The sequence below is a fragment of the Amycolatopsis sp. NPDC059021 genome (assembly GCF_042739895.1).
In the GTDB taxonomy this organism is placed as follows: Bacteria; Actinomycetota; Actinomycetes; order Mycobacteriales; family Pseudonocardiaceae; genus Amycolatopsis.
In genome coordinates, this window is the sequence record NZ_JBHYIQ010000043.1 from 1 (window position 1) to 17389 (window position 17389).

A 17389-nucleotide genomic window follows, 5' to 3' on the forward strand; every position below is an offset into this window, starting at 1 on the left:
CTTCGTCCCTGGCGAAAGAGGTTTACAACCCGAAGGCCGTCATCCCTCACGCGGCGTCGCTGCATCAGGCTTCCGCCCATTGTGCAATATTCCCCACTGCTGCCTCCCGTAGGAGTCTGGGCCGTGTCTCAGTCCCAGTGTGGCCGGTCACCCTCTCAGGCCGGCTACCCGTCGTCGCCTTGGTAGGCCACTACCCCACCAACAAGCTGATAGGCCGCGGGCTCATCCTGCACCGCCGGAGCTTTCAACAACCAACCATGCGATCAGCTGTCCTATCCGGTATTAGACCCCGTTTCCAAGGCTTATCCCAAAGTACAGGGCAGATTACCCACGTGTTACTCACCCGTTCGCCACTAATCCACCACCGAAGCGGCTTCATCGTTCGACTTGCATGTGTTAAGCACGCCGCCAGCGTTCGTCCTGAGCCAGGATCAAACTCTCCAACAATGTCTTCAAATTCGATCGAGGCATGTAATGCTCTCAAAGGAACCCCCACGAGGAGGGGTTCAAACAATAAGCTCTACTGGCTTAGTTCACTAGCACACTGTTGAGTTCTCAAGCAACACACCACAACCCCAGCCACACAACACGCGGCCGTCATCGAGGCGGTCATTCCTAGCAGTTTTTGGTGGAACACCCACTCAATCGCCTCAAGCGAGAGCTTGGTTCGTGTCCCGGTCGGCCGCCCGGTCTCCCTGGCGACGAAAAGAACTTTACACCCCGCTGAACGGCCCGGAACAGGGGGGTACCTTAACTGCGTTTCCGCAGGTCAAGCCCCTATTCCGGACCGAGCGGCCGATCAGCCGCCGAAGCTGACGCCCGCGACGTTCCGCTTGCCCTTCCGGACGACGAGCCAGCGGCCGTGCAAGGCGTCCTCGGCGGACGGCTTCCACTCCTCGTCGGAGACCTTCACGTTGTTGACGTACGCGCCGCCCTCCTTCACGGTGCGGCGGGCGGCGCCCTTGCTGTCCACCAGGCCGCCGGCGATCAGCAGGTCCACGATCGTGGCGTCCCCGGTGGGCTCGACCTTGCCGGTCGGCACCTCCGCCATCGCGGCGTCGAGCGTCCGGGCGTCGAGTTCTCGCAGCTCACCGCGCCCGAACAGGGCCTGGCTCGCGGCGATCACCTGACGCGTCTGCTCTTCGCCGTGGACGAGGGTCGTGAACTCCTCGGCCAGCCTCCGCTGCGCCGCCCGCAGATGCGGGCGCTGCTCGGTGTCCTCGGCGAGCGCGGCGATCTCCTCCTGGCTCAGGAAGCTGAACATCCGCAGGTAGCCGACCACGTCCGCGTCACCCACATTGACGAAGTACTGGTACCACGCGTAGGGCGACGTCATCTCGGGGTCGAGCCAGAGGTTCCCGCCGCCGGTGGACTTCCCGAACTTCCGCCCTTCCGAATCGGTGACCAGCGGCGCGGTCAGCGCGTGCACGCTCGCCGATTCGGTGCGCCGGATCAGATCGACCCCGCCGACGAGGTTGCCCCACTGGTCCGAGCCGCCGACCTGCAGTTTGCAGCCGTGCCTGCGGTACAGGTGCAGGTAGTCCTGCGACTGGAGCAGCAGGTAGCTGAACTCGGTGTAGGACATGCCGTCGGTCTCGAGGCGGCGCTTCACCGTCTCCCGGTTGAGCATGGTGTTGACCGGGAAGTGCTTGCCGACGTCGCGCAGGAACTCCAGCACGTTCTGCTGGCCGGTCCAGTTCAGGTTGTTCTCCACGATCGCGCCGGTCGGCGAGTCAGGAGAGACACTGAAGTCGACGAACCGTTCCAACTGCCCGCGGATCCGGCCCGCCCACTCGGCGACGACGTCGAGCGAGTTCAGCGTGCGCTCCCCCGTGTCACGGGGGTCGCCGATCATCCCGGTCGCACCGCCCGCCAGCACGATCGGCCGGTGCCCGGCCCGCTGGAACCGCGACAGCATGAGCAGCGGGACGAGGTTGCCGGCGTGCAGGCTCGGCGCGGTCGGGTCGAACCCGCAATACAGCGTGACTGGTCCTTGGTCGAGTTCTCGCCGCAACGCGTCGGCGTCGGTGGATTGCGCGATCAGGCCGCGCCAGGTCAACTCGTCAAGGATGTGCTCACTCACACCTGTAGATCCTCCCGTACCAGGTCAAGCGGTTTGGTACGGGGTCGCCCGTGGCGTCAGCGCGGGCGTTTGCGACCACCCCTGCGGTAGGTCGAGACGGCGGGTGAACCGTCGATCCAGAACCGCCACGGGGTTTCCATGGCCATCGCGACGCCGACCCGGGGACCGGTACGGATCAGCTCCGACGGCACCCGCGCCCCGGTCAGCAGCCGCACGGGCGAATCCGGATCGGTCAGGTCGACGCCGTTCTGTTCCCGGTCGATCCCGAGCACCGAGGTCAGGATCGCGGGCCCCTTCGCGAGTTCGCCGCTCCCGCGGGCCGCCGGTTTGCGGGCACGGGCGATCTCGGCGCCGGCGACGATCTCCCCCGCGCGCAACAGGACCGCGCCCGGCTGACCGTCTTCGGTGCCGACGACGTTGGCGCAGAAGTGCATGCCATACACGAAGTACACGTACAGGTGACCGGCCGGGCCCCACATCACGGCGTTGCGCGGGGTGCGGCCGCGGTAGCAGTGCGATGCCGGATCGTCGAGCCCCCGGTAGGCCTCGACCTCGACCAGCCGGACCGCGACCGTGCCGTCCGGGCCGGTGGACTCGATCACCGCGCCCAGCAGCAGCTCGGCGAGGTCGACCGGATCGAGTGCCAGCTCGGCGCGCGTGAAGATCCGGCCGTGCGTCGTCGTTTCCGCGGTGATGTCCTGCTCCCCTTCTCGCGCCCTCTCCCCCGTCGCCATCGTAGAGGCACCCGCGATCACGAACGCGGTGAGCTACAGTCTCGCTTGAGCAGACGCTCAATCCCAGGGGAGCCGATGACAGCCCACCGGAAGGCCACCGCCGAGCCGCCGAGCACCAAGCAGCGGCTGATCGACGGCGTGCTGACGACGATCCGGAACCACGGCATCACGGCGGTTTCCGCGCGGGCGGTCGCGACCGCCGCGAATGTGAACCAGGCACTGGTGTTCTACCACTTCGGCAGCGTCGACGAACTCGTCGCGCAGGCGTGCATCGCGGCCACCGAGGCACGGGTCGCGCTGTACCGTCCCCGCTTCGCCGAGGTCCGTACCGTCGGCGAATTGCTGGAGCTCGGGCAGCGGATCCACGCCGAGGAACGGGCCGAGGGCAATATGACCGTGCTGGCCCAGACCCTCGCCGGGGCGCAGGGCGGCGGCAGGCTCGCCGAGGCGACGCGCGAAGCCCTCGACAAGTGGATCACCGAGGTGCGGACGACGCTGACCAGGGTGCTGGCCGATTCGCCGCTGACCGAGTTCGCCGATCCCGCGGGCCTCGCCCATGCGGTGTCCGCGAGTTTTCTGGGCCTGACGCTGTTCGAATCGGTCGATCCCGACGGTGGCGAACAGGCGCTCGCGGCGCTGGCTCAGCTGGCCACGCTCGTCGATGTCGTGGAGGGCCTCGGCCCGGTGGCCAGCCGCGCTGTCAAGGCACGGCTGCGCAAGAACAGCCGCCGGTAGCTGAAGGGGACTTTCCTCTCGCTAGATGCGCTGAAGGGGACTTTCGGCGCATGCGATGCGAGGAAAGTCCCCTTCAGCTCGTCCGGTGAGTTATCCTAGCCAGGCCCGGTGCTCGGCGACCCGCTGGACCAAACGCTCCCGCTGCTCGGCGACCCGTTCCGGCGCGGTGCCGCCCCGCGCGTTCCGGGACCGCACGGAGCCTTCGACGGTCAGGACCTCGCGGACGGCCGGGGTCAGCGCGGGATCGATCTTCGCGAATTCCTCGTCGGTCAGCTCGTCGAGACCGACGCCCCTGGCTTCCGCGACACGAACGCTCTCCCCCGCCGCTTCGTGCGCGACGCGGAACGGAACGCCTTGGCGCACAAGCCATTCCGCGATGTCGGTCGCGAGGGTGAAGCCGGCGGGCGCGAGTTCGGCGAGCCGCTCGGTGTGGAAGGTCAGGGTGCCGAGCATGCCCGCGATCGCGGGGAACAGCAGCTCCAGCTGTTCGACGGAGTCGAAGACCGGTTCCTTGTCCTCCTGCAGATCCCGGTTGTACGCCAGCGGCTGCGCCTTGAGCGTCGCCAGCAGCCCGGTGAGATTGCCGATCAGCCGTCCGGCCTTGCCGCGGGTCAGCTCGGCGACGTCGGGATTCTTCTTCTGCGGCATGATCGAGCTGCCGGTGGCCCAGGCGTCGTCGAGGGTGACGTAGCCGAATTCGGCCGTGTTCCAGATGATCACCTCTTCGGCGATCCGCGACAGGTTCACCGCGAGCATCGCGACGGCGAAGGCGAACTCGGCGACGAAGTCGCGCGAAGCCGTGCCGTCGATGGAATTCTCGACACTGGCGTCGAAGCCGAGTTCGGCCGCGACCGCTTCGGGATCGAGACCGAGCGACGAACCGGCGAGCGCGCCCGAACCGTACGGCGATTCGGCGGTGCGGGCGTCCCAGTCCCGCAACCGCGAGACATCCCGCAGCAGCGACTGGCCGTGCGCGAGCAGGTGATGCGCCAGCAGTACCGGCTGGGCGTGCTGCAGGTGCGTACGGCCCGGCAGGATCGCGTCCGGATGCCGCTGTGCCTGCGAAACCAGCGCGTCGACGACGTCGAGCGTGCCGGCGACGACCCGGCGCCCGGCATCCCGCAGCCACATGCGGAACAGCGTCGCGACCTGGTCGTTGCGCGAGCGGCCCGCCCGCAGTTTGCCGCCCAGCTCGGTGCCCGCGCGTTCCAGCAGACCGCGTTCGAGGGCGGTGTGCACGTCCTCGTCGGCGATCGTCGGGACGAACGCGCCGGACGCGACGTCCTCGGCGAGCGTGTCGAGCGCGGAAAGCATCCCGGTGAGCTCGTCCTCGGTGAGCAGCCCGGCCTTGCGCAGCACACGGGCGTGCGCGCGCGAACCGGCGATGTCGTACGGCGCGAGGCGCCAGTCGAAATGGGTCGACGCGCTCAGCGCCGCCATCGCTTCCGCCGGACCGCTGGCGAACCGGCCGCCCCACAGCTGCACCGGTTGCTCGTTACTGCTCACGTTCTGCCTTTCCTGGGAATTCTTACTTCTGGAGGTTCCGCTTGGCGGCGATCTTGCTGGGCAGGCCCCACAACTGCACGAAACCCTTGGCCAGCGACTGGTCGAAGGTATCGCCCTCGTCGTAGGTGGCGAGATTGAAGTCGTACAGCGACTCCTCACTGCGCCTGCCGTTGACGACCGCGGCGCCACCGTGCAGCACCATCCGGATCTCGCCGGACACGTGCTCCTGCGATTTCTGGATGAAGGTGTCCAGCGCGTCCTTCAGCGGCGAGAACCACAGGCCGTCGTACACCAGCTCGCCCCAGCGCTGCTCGACCTGCCGCTTGAACCGGGCGAGGTCCCGCTCGACGGTGACGTTCTCCAGCTCCTGGTGCGCGGTGATCAGCGTGAGCGCGCCCGGCGCCTCGTAGATCTCACGGCTCTTGATGCCGACGAGCCGGTCCTCGACCATGTCCAGCCGTCCGACGCCGTGCGCGCCGGCCCGCCGGTTGAGCTGCTGGATGGCCTCCAGCACCGTCACGGTCTCGCCGTCGATCGCGACCGGGACACCCTTGTCGAAGGTGATCACCAGTTCGTCGGGTGCTTCGAAGTTGGCCGCCGGGTCCTCGGTGTAGGAGTAGACGTCCTGGGTCGGGGCGTTCCACAGGTCCTCGAGGAACCCGGTCTCCACCGCGCGGCCCCACACGTTCTGGTCGATCGAGAAGGGCGAGGACTTGGTGACGTCGATCGGGAGGTCGCGTTCCTCGGCGTAGGCGATGGCCTTCTCGCGGGTCCACGCGAAGTCGCGGACCGGGGCGATCACCTTGAGGTCCGGCGCGAGCGCGCCGATGCCGACCTCGAAGCGGACCTGGTCGTTGCCCTTGCCGGTGCAGCCGTGCGCGACGGTGGTCGCGCCGTGGTACTTCGCCGCCTCCGCGAGGTGCTTGACGATCACCGGCCGCGACAGCGCCGAGACCAGCGGGTAGCGGTCCATGTAGAGGGCGTTCGCCTGCAGCGCGGGCAGGCAGTACTCGTCCGCGAACTCCGCGCGGGCGTCGGCCACGACGGCCTCGACGGCACCGCAGTCGAGCGCGCGCTGCCGGATCGTTTCCAGGTCTTCGCCACCCTGGCCGAGGTCGACGGCCACAGCCACCACCTCGGCGCCGGTTTCCTCGGCTATCCAGCCGATGCCCACCGACGTGTCCAGCCCGCCCGAATAGGCGAGCACGATCCGCTCGGTCACGATCCTCCTCCTTCGTCCTCCGCGTCCAAAGTAGACGATCGCCGCGCGAGCGCGGCGAACCGTTCGGCGAGATCCTTGCCCGACAGCGGTTCCCGCGCGATCACCGCCACCGTGTCGTCACCCGCGATCGAACCGACGACCTCCTCCAGCGCCGACCGGTCGATCGCGCTGGCCAGGAACTGCGCCGCGCCAGGAGGCGTGCGCAGCACCGTGAGATTCCCCGAGGAGTCCACCGAGACCAGCAGCTCGGCCAGCAGCCGGGACAGCCGCGAGGTACCGCCCTGCACCCCGCGCACCGGACTGCCGTCCTCGGGGATGACGTACACCGGCGCCCCCGAGTCGGCGCCCCGCAGCTTGACCGCGCCCAGCTCGTCGAGATCCCGGGACAACGTGGCCTGGGTGACCTCGATGCCTTCGGCCGCGAGCAGCTTCGCGAGTTCGGTCTGGCTGCGGATGGCCATCGTGGACACCAGTTCGGTGATCCGCGCCTGGCGCCCGGCCCTGCTGCTGGTCACTTACGCCGCTCCTCGTCCAAGAGCCAGACGAGCAGGGCTTTCTGGGCGTGCAGCCGGTTTTCGGCCTCGTCCCACACCGCGCTGGCCGGGCCGTCGAGCACCTCGTCGGTGATCTCCCAGCCGCGGTGCGCGGGCAGGCAATGCAGCACGATCGCCTCGTCGGCGGCGCGCTTCAGCAGCTCGGTGTTGACCTGCAACGCGCGGAACGGGCCGACCCGGTCGAGACCGTCGTTCTCCTGCCCCATCGACGTCCAGGTGTCGGTGACCAGGACGTCGGCGCCGTCGACCGCGGCGTGCGGGTCGGCGAACACCGTGGCGCTGCCGCCGGTCTCCGTCCCCCGGTGCTTGGCGTCGAGCATGACCTGCTGGTCGGGCTGGAAGCCCTCCGGGGACACGACCCGCACGTGCATCCCGGCGGTGGTGCCGCCGAGCAGCAGCGAGTGGGCCATGTTGTTCGCGCCGTCGCCCAGGTACACCATGGTCAGCCCGGTGAGCTTGCCCTTGCGCTCCCGGATCGTCATCAGATCGGTGAGCACCTGGCACGGGTGGAACTCGTCGGTCAGCGCGTTGATCACCGGGATCCGCGACACCGACGCCATCGCGTCGATGCGCTTCTGCGCGAACGTCCGCCACACCACGGCGTCGACGTAGCGGGACAGTACCCGTGACGTGTCCTCGATGGTCTCCTCGCGGCCGAGCTGCATCGAGCGTCCGTCCACTATCACCGAATGCCCGCCGAGCTGCGAGATCCCGACGTCGAAGGACAGGCGGGTCCGGGTGGAGTTCTTCTCGAAGATCGCGGCGACGGACTTGCCTGCCAGCGCCTTGCTGCCGAGCGGGTCGGCCTTGAGCGCGTCGGCGAGGTCCAGCAGCTCGGCCTGCTCGGCCGGGCTGAGATCGTCGTCGCGGAGGAAGTGGCGGGGCATCAGTCGTCCTTCGGGGTGATCGAATCGAGTGCCGCGGGAAGCGCGGCGACGAAACCTTCGGCCTGCTCGTCGGTGAGCACGAGCGGCGGCGCCAGCCGGACGGTGTCCGGCGCGACGGCGTTGACGAGATAACCGGACTCCTGCGCGGCTTGTTGCAGCGCGGCGGAAACCGGCTTGTGCAGCGCGATACCGAGCAGCAGGCCGCTGCCGCGGACACCGGCGACCAGCGGGTGGTGCAGCGCCTCGACCCCGGCCGCGATGTCCTTGCCCAGCGCGGCGACGTGGTCGAGCAGATCGTCCTCGATCAGGGTGCGCAGCACCGCGAGCCCGGCCGCGCAGCACACCGGATTTCCGCCGAACGTGGTGCCGTGCTGGCCCGGCTTGAGCAGTTCGCCCGCCGCGCCGACGCCGATGACCGCGCCGAGCGGCAGCCCGCCGCCGAGGCCCTTGGCCAGCGTGATGACGTCCGGCACGATCCCGGCCTGCTGGAAGGCGAACCAGGTGCCGAGCCTGCCGATGCCGGTCTGCACCTCGTCCAGGACGAGCAAGGCACCGGTGGCCTTGGTGATCTCGCGCGCGGCGTGCAGGTAACCGGCGGGCGCCGGGACGACACCGCCCTCGCCGAGGACCGGCTCGAGGAACACGGCCGCGGTCTCGCCGTCGACGGCCGCGCGCAGCGCCTCGACGTCGCCGAACGGGACGTGCGTGACACCGGGGACGAGCGGGGCGAACGGCTCGCGCTTCGACGGCTGGCCGGTGAGGGTCAGCGACCCCATGGTGCGGCCGTGGAACGCGCCCTCCGCGGCGACGATCTTCGTCCGGCCGGTGAGCCTGCTGATCTTGAGCGCGGCCTCGTTGGCCTCGGCGCCGGAGTTGACGAACAGCACCTTGCCGTTGCCGGAAAGGCCGGCGACGTCGAGCAGCGCCTCGGCCAGTTCGACCGCGACCGGGTTGATGTAGAGGTTCGAGGTGTGGGCGATCTTCGCGATCTGCTCGCTGACCGCGCGCACCACCTCCGGATGGGCGTGGCCGAGCGCGTTGACGGCGATGCCGCCGACGAGGTCGACGTACTCGCGGCCGTCGGCGTCCCACACCGTGGCGCCCTCGCCGCGGACCAGGGTCAGCGCCGGGGTGCCGTAGTTGTCCATCAGCGCGGACTTCCAGTGCTCCTGGCCGTCTACATTGGACTGCAGAGTCACGGTTGCTCCGTTTCGGGGAAGACCATGGTGCCGATGCCGCGCGAGGTGAAGACCTCCAGCAGCACCGAATGGGCGATACGTCCGTCGATCACGTGCGCGCGCCGCACCCCGCCGCGCACCGCGCGGACGCACGCCTCCATCTTGGGGATCATGCCGCTGGCCAGGCCGGGCAGCATTTGTTCGAGACGGCGGACGTCGAGGCGGTCGATCAGCGAGGAGCGGTCCGGCCAGTTGGCGTACAGCCCCTCGACGTCGGTGAGCACGACCAGCTTCTCCGCGCCGAGCGCCGCGGCGAGCGCGCCAGCAGCGGTGTCGGCGTTGACGTTGTGCACCACGCCGTCGATGTCCGGGGCCACTGTCGAGACCACCGGGATGCGCCCGGCGTTGACGATGTCGAGCACCGCGTCCGGGTTGACCTCGGCGACCTCGCCGACCAGCCCGATGTCGACCGATTCACCGTCCACAGTGGCCTGTTTGCGCTCGGCGGTGAACAGCCGGGCGTCCTCGCCGGAGATGCCGACCGCGTACGGCCCGTGCGCGTTGATCAGCCCGACCAGCTCGCGGCTGACCTGGCCGACCAGCACCATCCGGACGACGTCCATCGTCTCCGGCGTGGTCACCCGGAGACCGCCCTTGAACTCCCCGGTCATGCCGAGCCTGCTCAGCATCGCGCTGATCTGCGGGCCGCCGCCGTGCACGACCACCGGGCGCAGCCCGGCCAGCCGCAGGAACACCATGTCCTCGGCGAACGCCTGCTTGAGCCGGTCGTCGACCATCGCGTTGCCGCCGTACTTCACCACCACCGTCGCCCCGTGGAACCGCTGCAGCCAGGGCAGCGCCTCGATGAGCACCCCGGCCTTCTCGGCCGCCGTCTCCAGCCTCTCGTCCGCGGAAATCAGAGCCTCCCTGTTCATGAGGAATAAGCACTGTTCTCTTCGACGTAACCATGCGAAAGGTCGGTGGTGTAGACGGTGGCGGTGTGGTCACCGACACCGAGGTCGATGACGATCTCGATGGCGCGCCCGGACAGGTCGGCCGCCGAACGGTCCTCGGCGGTGGTGCCGTGCGCGAACAACGTGACGCCGTTGATCGCGATCGCCACCTTCTCCGGGTCGATCGTGGCCGGGGCGCGGCCCAGTGCCATCGCGATGCGGCCCCAGTTCGGGTCCGAGCCGAACAACGCGGTCTTGACCAGGTTGTCCTCGGCGACGACGCGGGCCACGGCGACGGCGTCCTCCTTCGTCACGGCGCCCCGCACGACGACGTCGACGTCCTTCGTCGCGCCCTCGGAGTCCGCGCGCAGCTGGAGGACGAGGTCGAGCGCGACCGTGGTCAATACCTCGGTCAGCTCGGCCTCGGACGGCTCGGCCCCGCTCGCGCCCGAGGCGAGGACGAGCACGGTGTCGTTGGTGGACGTGCCGCCGTCGACGTCGAGCCGGTCGTAGGTGACCTCGGTGGCCGCGCGCAGCGCGCGATCGAGGACGTCCTGGCTCACGACGGCGTCGGTAGTGAGCACCGAGAGCATCGTGGCCAGGTTCGGCGCGAGCATCCCGGCGCCCTTCGCGAAGCCGCCGACGCTCCAGCCGCTCTCGTGCTTCGCGTACGCCTGCTTCGGCTTGGTGTCGGTGGTCATCACGCCGGTGGCCGCGTTCAGGCTCGCCTGCGGACTCGCTTCCAGCGCCTTGGCCGCGGTGTCCACTCCGGACAGTACGGCCGCCATCGGCAGCCGCTCGCCGATGAGACCGGTCGAGCAGACGGCGACCTCGATCGCGCCGGTGCCGAGCACCTCCGCGACCTTCTCCGCGGTGGCGTGCGTGTCCTGGAACCCGCCGGGGCCGGTCGCCGCGTTCGCGCCGCCGGAGTTCAGCACGACCGCCTTGAGCCGCCGCTGCTTCAGGACCTCCTGCGACCACAGCACCGGGGCGGCCTTGATCACGTTGCGGGTGAACACGCCCGCGGCGACGTCGAGCGGGCCGTCGTTGACGACCAGGGTGAGGTCGAGCGCGCCGGAGGCCTTGATGCCTGCGGCGACGCCCGCGGCACGGAAACCCTGCGGACCGGTGATCGTCACGGTGCTACTCCTACGGCGGAAAGTCCGGTGTGCTCGGGGAATCCGAGCGCGAGGTTCATCGACTGGACGGCACCGCCCGCGGTGCCCTTGGTCAGGTTGTCGATCGCGGCCACGACGACCAGGCGCTTCGCGTCGGCGTCGACGGTGACCTGGAGCTGGACATTGTTCGACCCGAGCGTCGAGGCGGTCGCCGGCCACCTGCCCGCCGGAAGCAGCTGGACGAACGGCTCGGCGTCGTAGGCCTTCTCGTACGCGGCGCGCGCGGCGGCTTCGTCCTGCTCACCCGCCAGCGGTGCGCTGGCGGTGGTGAGGATGCCGCGGGACATCGGCGCCAGGACAGGGGTGAACGACACCGACACCCGGGTCCCCGCCACCGCGGAAAGGTTCTGGACGAACTCCGGTGTGTGCCGGTGTGCCCCGCCGACCCCGTACGGGCTGGCCGAGCCCATCACCTCGGAGCCGAGCAGGTTCGGCTTGAGGCTCTTGCCCGCGCCGGACGTCCCGGTCACCGACACGATCGTGACGTCGGGGACGATCAGCCCGGCGGCCAGCGCCGGCGCGAGGGCCAGCGATCCCCCGGTCGGGAAGCAGCCGGGAACGGCGATCCGTTTGGTGCCGGTGAGCTTCTCCCGCGCCCCGGGCAGCTCGGGCAGGCCGTACGGCCACTGACCCGCGTGCTCACCGCCGTACCAGCGCTGCCAGTCGGCGGCGTCGGCGAGCCGGTGATCGGCACCGAGATCGACGACGAGGACGTCCGGCCCGAGTTGCGCGGCGATCCCCGCGGAGTGCCCATGGGGCAGCGCCAGGAACACGACGTCGTGCCCGGCAAGGGTTTCCGGCGTCGTCTCGGCGAGCACGCGGTCCGCCAGCGGGGCCAGATGCGGCTGGTGCGCACCCAGCGGCGTCCCGGCGCTGCTGGCCGCCGTGAGCGCGCCGATCTCGATGTGGGGGTGGGTGAGGAGGAGGCGAAGGAGCTCTCCCCCGGCGTAGCCGCTCGCTCCGGCCACCGCGATCTTCACCGTCATACGAATGATTATGCACCATCTTGCAAATCCAATCAAACCGGGTGGGATGGGATGCTGGCTCGGTGACCGACACGCCTGCCCGCCTGCTCAACCTGTTGTCGTTGCTCCAGACACCCCGGGAATGGCCGGGCAGCGAACTCGCCGAGCGGCTCGAGGTCAGCGCCCGCACCATCCGGCGGGACATCGACCGGCTCCGCGAACTCGGTTATCCCGTCGAGGCGTCCCGGGGCGCGGCGGGCGGCTACCGGCTCGTCGCGGGCGCGGCGATGCCCCCGCTGCTGCTCGACGACGAGGAGGCGGTCGCGATCGCCGTCGGCCTGCGCACCGCCGCGGCGCAGACCGTCGAAGGCATCGACGAGGCGTCCGTGCGGGCGCTCGCGAAACTCGAGCAGGTGCTGCCCTCGCGGCTGCGATACCGCGTCGGGGCGCTCGGCAACGCGACCGTCACCGTGCCCGGTGGCGGGCCGGTCGTCGATCCGGCACAGCTGACCGTGTTCGCCGCGGCGATCGCGAACAACGAAACCGTCCGCTTCCGCTACCGCGCGGGCGACGACACGGAATCCCGCAGGCTCGTCGAACCCCATCGCCTCGTGGCGACCGGGCGGCGCTGGTACCTCGTCGCCTACGACGCCGGCCGGAAGGACTGGCGGACCTTCCGCGCCGACCGGGTCCGCGACGCCGTCGCGACCGGCGGTCGCGTCACACCACGGCAGCCACCGGCCGCGGACATGGCGGCCTGGGTGATCGAGCGGATGTACAGCCTCCTGCCGTCCTATCAGGCGACCATCACGGTGGCGCTCCCGATCGAGCAGGCACGGGCACGGCTCGGCGCGCAGTTCGGCGACCTCGAACCCCTGGACGAGCGGAGCTGCCGACTGCGCAGCACCGCCGACACCCTGGAATGGCTCGCGTTCCGGCTGCTGAGCCTCGGCTGCGCGTTCACCGTGCACGAACCACCCGAGCTGATCACCCATCTGCGTGACCTCGCCACGCGCGCGGCGGCCGCGATCCCGGCGATCCCGGCCGAGGAAACGACGGTGTGAGGCCGAGACCGGGTATCGCCGCGCCGGTGCCTGGAGCCTGCGGGCGGACAGCATCGGCGGAGCACCCGCGGATCGGGCTGGTACAGGCCCGATCCGCGAGCGCCGTGTTCTAGTCCATAGCGCCTCCATCCGGCTCGGCGCGCCGGCTGGGCGGCGCCGGGAGATATTCGCCAGGACGCTCCGGATCGCACCCGACCCGGGGCAGCCGCGCGCGAATCCCGCCCGGCGTCCGCTCGAAGTGCCGGGCGATGTCCTCGACGCTTTCGCCCGCCAGCCACCGGTTTTCCAGTTCCGCGTCCTGTTCGTCGCTCCACGGCCTGCCCTGCCGGGCGGGCCGGTCCCGCACTCTTCGGCGGGGCGGGCCGCCCGCCCCGCCGAACGCGTGCAGGCTGGTGGCGAGCAGATCCGCCACCGCCGGCACGGCTTCGACGTCGAGCTCGAGCCGTCCGTCGGCGACCTGTTCTCCTTCCGGCCCTGTCGCGCCCACGGTGATCGTGACCCGGGGTTCGGCACGGTCGCCGCTACGCGTCGCGACCGCGATCTGATACGTGGTGTTGCCCTGCCGGACCTCGGTCCGGTGTTCGTCGATGATCGTCATGCCGCGAAGCTAGCGCGCACCCCCGACACTTTTCGCTCACCCTCGGCGCACGACCGGCCGCGTTCCGGAATTGTCGGTCCCTTCGCCTACCGTCGCAGACGACCACCGGGCACCGGTGCGAAAGGAGCACACATGGACGCGGACCAGCGGCTGATCTCGGCCGTCCGGAGCGGGCTGGCCGCGTTGGCCGATCCGGCGAAGGCCCCCGCGATGCGGGCGTACATGAAGTCGGCGATGCCCTACCGCGGGGTTCCGAAACCGCCGCGCGCCGGTTTGCTGAAACGGATCTTCGCCGAGCACGTCCTTCCCGACCGGGAAACGTTCACGGCCACGGTCCGCGCCTTGTGGCGCGAGGCCGAATACCGCGAGGAGCGCTACGCCGCCATCGATCTCACCGGTCATCACGCGTACCGCGACTGGCAGGACCCGGAGCTGCTCGGGCTGTACGAGGACATGATCGTGACCGGGGCATGGTGGGACTACGTCGACGAACTGGCCGCTCGCCGCGTCGGCCCGATCCTGCGCGGCGCTCCCGCGACGGTCACCCCGGTGCTGCGCGCCTGGGCGATCGATCCGGACCTGTGGCGCAGGCGCACCGCGATCATCTGCCAGCTCGGCGCGAAGGAGGGCACCGACACCGAACTCCTCACCCACGCCATCGAGTTTTCGGCCAGCGAGAAGGAGTTCTTCCTCCGCAAGGGAATCGGCTGGGCATTACGGGACTACGCGAAGACAGCACCCGGTTGGGTTCAGTCCTTTGTGGACGAATATCCCGAGCTGTCCGGGCTCTCCCGCCGGGAAGCGCTCAAACACCTCGGTACCGGTGAGGGAGCGGTCCGTGCCCGGTGAGCGGTGCGGGGGGGGGGGGTGGGGCGGCCGGGAGCCCCCCCCGCCCCGGGAACAGGGGGGGCGCGGGCGCCCCCCCGGCCGCCCCCCCCGCCCGGCTCCCCCCCCCGGCGCCCCCCCGGGGCCGCGCTGCTTACCCAAGGGCGGCGATCGCCGCGCGCAGGGCCGTGACGGCTTCCCCGGCCCCCGCCGGGTTGGTGCCGCCGCCCTGCGCCATGTCCGGCTTGCCGCCGCCGCGGCCGCCGATGGCCGGGGCGAACGAGGGCACGAGCTTGCCCGCCGCGAGCCCCTTGTCCCGCGCCGCCGACGTCGTCGCGACCACGAAGCTGATCTTCTCGCCCGACGGCGCGAACAGCGCGACGACACCGGGCCGCGTGCCCAGCCTGCCGCGGACCTCCGACGCGAGCGCGCGCAGGCCGTTGGCGTCGACGCCCTCGGGCACGGTCTCGGCGACGACGGCGAAGCCGTTCACGTCCTGTGCCTTGTCGGCGAGCGCGCCCGCCGAGCCGAGCACCTGCTGCGTGCGCAGCTGCTCGATCTCCTTCTCGGCGTTCTTCAGCCTGCTCAGCACGTCCTCGATGCGCGAGGGCAGCTGGTCCGAGGGCACCTTGAAGGTGTTCGCCAGCTGCGAAACCAGCAGCTGCTCCTTGCGGACGTAGCGGAGCGCGTCCGCGCCGACCAGCGCCTCGACGCGGTGCACGCCGGAGCCGATCGACGAGTCGGCGACCAGCTTGACCAGCCCGAGCTGGCCGATGCGGCCGACGTGCGTGCCCCCGCACAGCTCCCGCGAGTACTCGCCCATGTCGACCACGCGGACGTCGTTGCCGTACTTCTCGCCGAACAACGCGACCGCGCCGAGTTCGAGGGCCTTGTCCTTGGTGGTGACGTAGCTCTGCACTTCGACGTCGGTCTGGAGGTAGTCGTTGACCTCCTCCTCGACCTCGGTCAGCACGTCCGCCGAGACCGACCCCGGCGTGGTGAAGTCGAAGCGCATCCGGCCCGGCGAGTTCAGCGAACCGGCCTGCGCCGCGCGCTTGCCGTACGCGCCGCGCACCGCCGCGTGCACGAGGTGCGTCGCGGAGTGGGACCGCTCGATGGAGAGCCTGCGGTGCGAGTCGACGGACCCGGTCAGCCCGCTGCCGATGCCGACCTCGCCCTCGGTGACCTCGACGCGGTGCACGAACAGGCCGGGCACGATCTTCTGCACGTCGAGGACCTTGAGTTCGACGCCGTCGCCGACCAGCACGCCGGTGTCGGCGACCTGGCCACCGCTCTCGGCGTAGAACGGGGTCCGGTCGAGGACCAGCTCGGCCTTCTTGCCCGCGCCGACGCTGGTGACCGGCTGCCCGTCCGCCAGCAGCGCGACGACCTTCGCGTCGGCCTGCAGGTCGGTGTAGCCGAGGAACTCGGTCTCGCCGTGCTGCTCCAGGACCTTGCGGTACTCCGACAGATCGCCGTGGCCGCTCTTGCGCGAGGCCGCGTCCGCCTTCGCGCGCTGCCGCTGCTCGTTCATGAGCGTGCGGAAGCCCTCTTCGTCGACGGACAGGCCCTGCTCGGCCGCCATCTCCAGCGTCAGGTCGATCGGGAAGCCGTAGGTGTCGTGCAGTTGGAAAGCCTTGTCCCCGGCCAGGATCTCGCCGCCGGAGCGCTTGGTCTCCTCTGCGGCGAGGTCGAAGATCCGCGACCCGCTGGTCAGCGTCGAGAGGAACGCTTCCTCCTCGACGCGCACGACCTCTTCGATGCGGCCGAAGTCGGCCACCAGCTCGGGGTAGGTCGGGCCCATGGTGTCGCGGACGACCGCGGCGAAGGCGGGCAGCACCGGCTCGTGCACGCCGAGCAGCCGCGCGGAGCGGATGATGCGGCGCAGCAGGCGGCGCAGCACGTAGCCGCGGCCGTCGTTGCCGGGGGTGACGCCGTCGCCGATGAGCAGGACACCGGTGCGGGCGTGGTCGGCGATGACGCGGAAGCGGACGTCGTCGGTGTGGTCGGAACCGTAGCGGCGGCCGGAGAACTCCTCGGTGCGGCCGATCACCGGGCGCACGAGGTCGGTCTCGTAGACGTTCTCGACGCCCTGCAGGATCGTCGCGACCCGCTCGACGCCCATGCCGGTGTCGATGTTCTTCTTCGGCAGTTCGCCGATCGGCTTGTGCCCGTGCTTCGGGCTCTTCTCGCCGCGGACGTCCTGCATGAACACGAGGTTCCAGATCTCGATGTAGCGGTCCTCGTCCGCGACCGGGCCGCCCTCGCGGCCGTAGTCCGGGCCGCGGTCGTAGTAGATCTCCGAGCAGGGGCCGCCGGGACCGGGCACGCCCATGTCCCAGTAGTTGTCCTTGCCGTCGCGGGCCTGGATGCGCTCACCGGGCAGGCCGGTGATCTTCTTCCACAGTCCCGCCGCCTCGGCGTCGTCCTCGTAGACGGTGGCCCACAGGCGGTCCGGGTCGAGGCCGTAGCCGCCCTCGGACTGCGGCCTGGTGATCAGCTCCCAGGCGTTCTCGATCGCGCCTTCCTTGAAGTAGTCGCCGAACGAGAAGTTCCCGGCCATCTGGAAGAAGGTGTTGTGCCGGGTGGTCTTGCCGACCTCGTCGATGTCCGGGGTGCGGACGCATTTCTGGACGCTGGTCGCGCGCGGGTACGGCGGCGGGGCCTCGCCGAGGAAGTACGGCTTGAACTGCACCATGCCCGCGTTGACGAACAGCAGGTTCGGGTCGTCGAGGATCAGCGGCGCGCTGGGAACGCGGGTGTGGCCCTTGTTCTCGAAATGGCGCAGGAAACGATCGGTGATTTCGTGTGTGTCCACGGGTCAGTCCTTGTGCTGAGGCTCGGGGTACGCGCTCGGGTACCCGGCCGGGTAGGGGGGAACGACGGCGGCGGCGAAGGGCCTCGGGT

General features: G+C 70.0%; 15 protein-coding genes and 1 rRNA gene. 3 read left to right on the top strand and 13 right to left on the bottom strand.

Going from position 1 to position 17389, the window contains the following annotated elements; genetic code table 11:
* The 3 genes from ACFWX1_RS24420 to ACFWX1_RS24430 form a co-directional block, all read right to left on the bottom strand.
* Positions 1-447 (bottom strand): 16S ribosomal RNA (locus ACFWX1_RS24420); the annotation flags it as partial.
* A gap of 352 nt (positions 448-799) precedes the next feature.
* On the bottom strand, positions 800-2083 hold the full coding sequence (gene tyrS, locus ACFWX1_RS24425) for a tyrosine--tRNA ligase (RefSeq protein ID WP_378390935.1): 1284 nt from the start codon (positions 2081-2083) through the stop codon (positions 800-802).
* 56 nt (positions 2084-2139) lie between these two features.
* Positions 2140-2817: a DNA-3-methyladenine glycosylase gene (locus ACFWX1_RS24430; RefSeq protein WP_378390937.1), complete on the bottom strand. Its 678-nt coding sequence runs from the start codon at positions 2815-2817 to the stop codon at positions 2140-2142.
* A gap of 75 nt (positions 2818-2892) precedes the next feature.
* Here ACFWX1_RS24430 and ACFWX1_RS24435 point away from each other — a divergent pair, with 75 nt between their 5' ends.
* On the top strand, positions 2893-3552 hold the full coding sequence (locus tag ACFWX1_RS24435) for a TetR/AcrR family transcriptional regulator (protein ID WP_378390939.1): 660 nt from the start codon (positions 2893-2895) through the stop codon (positions 3550-3552).
* Positions 3553-3642: 90 nt separating this feature from the next.
* Here the strand turns inward: ACFWX1_RS24435 and argH are convergent, their stop codons facing one another.
* Genes argH through argC form a run of 8 tightly spaced genes read right to left on the bottom strand, consistent with a single transcriptional unit; the run spans position 3643 to position 12016 of the window.
* Positions 3643-5058, bottom strand: coding sequence for an argininosuccinate lyase (gene argH, locus ACFWX1_RS24440; RefSeq protein ID WP_378390941.1), 1416 nt, complete (start codon positions 5056-5058; stop codon positions 3643-3645).
* Between the two features lie 22 nt (positions 5059-5080).
* Positions 5081-6280 (bottom strand): argininosuccinate synthase, encoded by a 1200-nt coding sequence (locus ACFWX1_RS24445; RefSeq protein WP_378390942.1) that lies wholly within the window; start codon positions 6278-6280, stop codon positions 5081-5083.
* Entirely contained in the window at positions 6277-6795 is a 519-nt protein-coding gene (locus tag ACFWX1_RS24450; protein WP_378327011.1) for an arginine repressor, read from the bottom strand. The genes ACFWX1_RS24445 and ACFWX1_RS24450 overlap by 4 nt, the downstream gene beginning before the upstream one ends.
* Positions 6792-7721, bottom strand: coding sequence for an ornithine carbamoyltransferase (gene argF / locus ACFWX1_RS24455; RefSeq protein ID WP_378390944.1), 930 nt, complete (start codon positions 7719-7721; stop codon positions 6792-6794). Before argF ends, ACFWX1_RS24450 begins: the two co-directional genes overlap by 4 nt.
* The gene (locus ACFWX1_RS24460) at positions 7721-8920 is read right to left on the bottom strand and encodes an acetylornithine transaminase (protein ID WP_378390946.1); all 1200 of its coding nucleotides are present in this window, start codon (positions 8918-8920) and stop codon (positions 7721-7723) included. The genes argF and ACFWX1_RS24460 overlap by 1 nt, the downstream gene beginning before the upstream one ends.
* The gene (argB, locus tag ACFWX1_RS24465) at positions 8917-9834 is read right to left on the bottom strand and encodes an acetylglutamate kinase (RefSeq protein ID WP_378390948.1); all 918 of its coding nucleotides are present in this window, start codon (positions 9832-9834) and stop codon (positions 8917-8919) included. The genes ACFWX1_RS24460 and argB overlap by 4 nt, the downstream gene beginning before the upstream one ends.
* A complete protein-coding gene (argJ, locus tag ACFWX1_RS24470; RefSeq protein WP_378390950.1) occupies positions 9831-10991 on the bottom strand; it encodes a bifunctional glutamate N-acetyltransferase/amino-acid acetyltransferase ArgJ in 1161 nt (386 codons plus the stop codon). Before argJ ends, argB begins: the two co-directional genes overlap by 4 nt.
* Positions 10988-12016 carry an N-acetyl-gamma-glutamyl-phosphate reductase gene (argC, locus tag ACFWX1_RS24475; protein ID WP_378390952.1) on the bottom strand — a complete coding sequence of 343 codons (1029 nt, stop codon included), beginning with the start codon at positions 12014-12016 and terminating at the stop codon, positions 10988-10990. The genes argJ and argC overlap by 4 nt, the downstream gene beginning before the upstream one ends.
* 62 nt (positions 12017-12078) lie before the next feature.
* Between argC and ACFWX1_RS24480 the strand changes: the two genes are divergently transcribed.
* Positions 12079-13059 carry a helix-turn-helix transcriptional regulator gene (locus ACFWX1_RS24480; protein ID WP_378390954.1) on the top strand — a complete coding sequence of 327 codons (981 nt, stop codon included), beginning with the start codon at positions 12079-12081 and terminating at the stop codon, positions 13057-13059.
* Between the two features lie 109 nt (positions 13060-13168).
* Here the strand turns inward: ACFWX1_RS24480 and ACFWX1_RS24485 are convergent, their stop codons facing one another.
* Entirely contained in the window at positions 13169-13657 is a 489-nt protein-coding gene (locus tag ACFWX1_RS24485; RefSeq protein ID WP_378390956.1) for a helix-turn-helix domain containing protein, read from the bottom strand.
* Positions 13658-13789: 132 nt separating this feature from the next.
* On the opposite strand from ACFWX1_RS24485, the gene ACFWX1_RS24490 reads away from it, so the two are divergent.
* A complete protein-coding gene (locus ACFWX1_RS24490) occupies positions 13790-14506 on the top strand; it encodes a DNA alkylation repair protein (RefSeq protein WP_378390958.1) in 717 nt (238 codons plus the stop codon).
* Between the two features lie 130 nt (positions 14507-14636).
* On the opposite strand, the gene alaS is transcribed toward ACFWX1_RS24490, so the two are convergent.
* Positions 14637-17300: an alanine--tRNA ligase gene (alaS, locus tag ACFWX1_RS24495; protein WP_378390960.1), complete on the bottom strand. Its 2664-nt coding sequence runs from the start codon at positions 17298-17300 to the stop codon at positions 14637-14639.
* Between the last annotated feature and the right edge of the window lie 89 nt (positions 17301-17389).

Bases quoted from the DNA above. Each gene is read 5' to 3' on its own strand.
- ACFWX1_RS24430 (WP_378390937.1), bottom strand. From the start codon at position 2,817: ATGGCGACGGGGGAGAGGGCGCGAGAAGGGGAGCAGGACATCACCGCG.
- ACFWX1_RS24435 (WP_378390939.1), top strand. From the start codon at position 2,893: ATGACAGCCCACCGGAAGGCCACCGCCGAGCCGCCGAGCACCAAGCAG.
- argF (WP_378390944.1), bottom strand. From the start codon at position 7,721: ATGCCCCGCCACTTCCTCCGCGACGACGATCTCAGCCCGGCCGAGCAG.
- argB (WP_378390948.1), bottom strand. From the start codon at position 9,834: ATGAACAGGGAGGCTCTGATTTCCGCGGACGAGAGGCTGGAGACGGCG.
- argC (WP_378390952.1), bottom strand. From the start codon at position 12,016: ATGACGGTGAAGATCGCGGTGGCCGGAGCGAGCGGCTACGCCGGGGGA.
- ACFWX1_RS24485 (WP_378390956.1), bottom strand. From the start codon at position 13,657: ATGACGATCATCGACGAACACCGGACCGAGGTCCGGCAGGGCAACACC.
- ACFWX1_RS24490 (WP_378390958.1), top strand. From the start codon at position 13,790: ATGGACGCGGACCAGCGGCTGATCTCGGCCGTCCGGAGCGGGCTGGCC.